The sequence below is a fragment of the Dickeya undicola genome (assembly GCF_000784735.1).
GTDB lineage: Bacteria > Pseudomonadota > Gammaproteobacteria > Enterobacterales > Enterobacteriaceae > Dickeya > Dickeya undicola.
This window is the reverse complement of sequence record NZ_JSYG01000062.1, coordinates 1-278: the sequence shown is the minus strand read 5'-3', so window position 1 is coordinate 278 and position 278 is coordinate 1. Positions and strand designations below refer to the sequence as shown.

Below are 278 nucleotides of genomic sequence, written 5' to 3'. Positions count from 1 at the left end.
GATTGTTAAAGAGCAGAATAACGTAAACCTGACTATCGCTAATCAGCTTTAGGTTATTCTCGGGAATACCCTGACCGTGTCTTTCACCCACTGTCCGTCATTGGCGTCCCCTAGGGGATTCGAACCCCTGTTACCGCCGTGAAAGGGCGGTGTCCTGGGCCTCTAGACGAAGGGGACATCACTTGTCAGCTTCGCAAGACGCTTTTGACTCTTTCTTATCATCAGACAATCTGTGTGGACACCACGCAGGCACTTCTACTCGGTAAGGAGGTGATCCA

The 278-nt window shown here is 50.7% G+C and carries 1 tRNA gene; it reads right to left on the bottom strand.

From position 1 onward, the window contains the following. Window positions 1-101 precede the first annotated feature (101 nt). A tRNA-Glu gene (locus OB87_RS19210) sits at window positions 102-177 on the bottom strand. Window positions 178-278: the final 101 nt, after the last annotated feature.